A 2,865-nucleotide genomic window follows, 5' to 3' on the forward strand; every position below is an offset into this window, starting at 1 on the left:
CACAATTATCCTCCAATCGCGCTGCTAGGGCATAAAACTGATGTTCCAATGGTCAAAAAAGGTAGTTAAATCCGTCACGTTCAACCCAGAGCTTGCTGATGAAAGCTTGTTAGCGCAAGTAGAAAGTTATTTGGAAAAACAACCAGACAAGACTTTCAGCGATCTCTGTAAAGAAGCCTTGTGGCAATCTTTATGTGTACCGGAATCTGTACAACCTGCTCCACAAACAGCAGCAACAACACCGACTGATCAACAAATCGGTGAACTGCAACGTCAAGTGGCTGGACTTGAGGAACGTTTTTTTGCCAAGGGATCTAATCGTTTGGAGGCGATGGAACATCATCTACTGCAACTTTCTCAACAAGTTGCACAACTGGCGCTCATAGTCAATGATCGATCATTCATTCCGTCTCCAACTCAATTAGAAGTAGTAAATAATACTTCTTATACTGTTGCTACCCCTCCTCAAGAGGTTGACCCCGTAATCAGTCGCCTTAGTCAGTTTCTCGATGATTTTTAAGGAACAATCAGGTTTGTGAGCAGTTTTTGCTCATGTTAACAATCCTTAATAGTTAATACTATTAAGGATTATTAATGTTTATATCTTTGTACAGACACAATATTTAGCAACGATCGCTACCCTTATTCTTTGGAGACGCTACGCGAACGGGAAGCTGCTTTACGTCAATGCATCTACGCGGCTAATCAAGTTATGTAAAACCGAGCGATCGCACATCAATTTTTAGTGTGCAATCAAAGTGGCATAGAGTATTATTTCGGACTATAGTATAAAGTTTTTCGATTCTAGGAATCTACAGCAGGAAATTACCCAGTTATACTGAGATAAACGAGTGTAAGTCAAAACACCGTTTGAGGTCAGCTAAAATTTGTCACCATGAGTAATACCAGTTTTTGGAAGCCTGCTTATCAGCTTTTTAAGCCAGAGGAACCACTTACTACGCCTGAAGAACTGAAAAATTTTTATGTCCAGCGAGCCAACAGTCCTGTAGAGAATTTAATCACTTTCTTGGATATGGAAGACGACCCAGCTAAATTTTTATTAGCAGGTCACAGGGGTGGTGGCAAAACTACAGAATTGCGGCGATTAGAACAACATTTGAACAGTAAGTATACAGTAATTTGGATTGATACTGTAACTGCTCTCGACCAGTACAACATTGGCTATGCTGAAGTTGTAGTCTTAATTGGAATTAAAATTTTTGAAAAAGTTATTCAACGAGAGTGGGGTTTAAAAGACGATTTATTAAATGATTTACTCGAAAGTCTCAAAACTGTAGTTTATCAAGATGAAGATGCTGAAAATACGGGTCTTGAACTTCCAGAAATTCTCAAAAAACTAGGTCTAATTCTTAAACAAGGTTTAACTCGCAAAGTTACTACAACTCTTAATATTCGTCCGCAGCTTAGTAAAATAATTGAGCGAGTTAATGCCATCATAGAAGCTGCCGAAAAAAGAAACAAGCAGAAGTTACTGGTGATTGTAGATGGTCTTGACCGACACGATCAAGTTACAGCCTTGGAAATGTTCGCTAGTCCACTGCTGACTCAGCTAAGTTGCCATATTATATATGCGATTCCGATTTCGCTCAGATATTCTCCAAGCTTTCGTCAACCAATGGAAAGCTTTCAAAAATGCTTAGATTTAACGAATCCACCAGTATTTGAGTGTGATGAAAATTTATGTCCTACTACAATCCCTAATCAACTTGGTAGAGATATTCTTAATAGTGTAATTCATAAGCGTTTAGCAAGTTTGGGTGTTGCTTATAAAGGTTTATTTAATCCAGATGCGCTAGAACTAATTTCTGAAAAAAGTGGCGGTGTGATGCGTGATTTGGTGCGACTGGCTCGTACAGCTTGTGAAGTTTCTTTAAGGCTAGATTTGATATATGTAGACTTAGATGTTGCTAAAGAGGCTGTGCAAGAAGTACGCAGAGAATATAATTTGAGTGATTACCATTTCCCCGAACTAGATAAAGTTCACCGCACAGGTTGCTTAACTACTAACACCCATAGTTTGCCTAACAAAGGTCAGTTTGTGATTTGTGATGAGCTTTTGCAAAACAAATTTGTATTAGGCTATTACAATCACAGTAAAAAATCCTGGTTTGATGTAAACCCTATTTTATTGGAAGATTTACAACGTTGGCAAGTTGCTAACGCTCCAAAAATTTAATAGTTGTTTTCTCTCGCAATCAGCAATTATTCATTAATAAAAATGGCTTCTAACGAAGATAACACTTATTCCATAAGTGCAAATGACGCAACAGAGCTAAAAAAATTAGTTAGTTTCTTAGAATTATCTAGTGGAACAACGACAATTTTTGCTATTGCACCGGAGAGTGGGCCACAGCATCCAGTAGTTGAAGAAATAAAGTTACTTTTATCAGATGGGTATCATACTTTTAATGAGCCTCAAAACTTTTTTTACAGTGATAACTCACTCTATAATTTTCTCTACAGTTTAGATGAAACTGGGCTGCATAATTCTCCAACTAAACGCAAATTGATAATGGCGTTTGGAATTGACCAACTGCCGACATCACGCCTTAAACAAGAGATGAAGCAGTTGAATTTAGGGAGAGATTCGCTATTTGGTAGGGAATTGGTCATAATTTTTTGGCTGAATAAAGAGGAATTTTTAGAAGAATTTCGTAATCGTGCGCCTGATTTCTGGGATTGGCGGGGTAAATTGGTGAAATTTTAGGCACGTCCCCCTTTAATCCCTTGTTTTATTCTTATTTTGCGTGGGGGGTAGCTGTGTAATTCCTCTTTCTATAAAATAATGTGGTGAAGCAAGTCCAGCGCCCAGACCCCCCCCCTCCCCCCCCCCCTCCCCCCCCC

Annotated in this window: 3 protein-coding genes; all 3 read left to right on the plus strand. The window is 38.7% G+C overall.

What is annotated here, in order from left to right; translation table 11 throughout:
- Positions 1-40: 40 nt before the first annotated feature.
- The 3 genes from RRG12_RS42525 (at position 41) to RRG12_RS42535 (ending at position 2,728) form a co-directional block, all read left to right on the plus strand.
- A complete protein-coding gene (locus tag RRG12_RS42525) occupies positions 41-520 on the plus strand; it encodes a plasmid segregation centromere-binding protein ParR (protein ID WP_420761365.1) in 480 nt (159 codons plus the stop codon).
- A gap of 375 nt (positions 521-895) precedes the next feature.
- Positions 896-2,197: a P-loop NTPase fold protein gene (locus RRG12_RS42530; RefSeq protein WP_420761366.1), complete on the plus strand. Its 1,302-nt coding sequence runs from the start codon at positions 896-898 to the stop codon at positions 2,195-2,197.
- A 42-nt stretch (positions 2,198-2,239) separates the two neighbouring features.
- Positions 2,240-2,728, plus strand: a complete 489-nt coding sequence (locus RRG12_RS42535) for a hypothetical protein (protein ID WP_420763246.1) — start codon at positions 2,240-2,242, stop codon at positions 2,726-2,728.
- Positions 2,729-2,865 lie beyond the last annotated feature (137 nt).

The sequence above is a fragment of the Nostoc sp. CALU 546 genome, assembly GCF_048836525.1.

Excerpts from the sequence above, each read along its gene's own strand:
- RRG12_RS42525 (WP_420761365.1), top strand. The coding sequence starts at position 41 with ATGTTCCAATGGTCAAAAAAGGTAGTTAAATCCGTCACGTTCAACCCA.
- RRG12_RS42530 (WP_420761366.1), top strand. The coding sequence starts at position 896 with ATGAGTAATACCAGTTTTTGGAAGCCTGCTTATCAGCTTTTTAAGCCA.
- RRG12_RS42535 (WP_420763246.1), top strand. The coding sequence starts at position 2,240 with ATGGCTTCTAACGAAGATAACACTTATTCCATAAGTGCAAATGACGCA.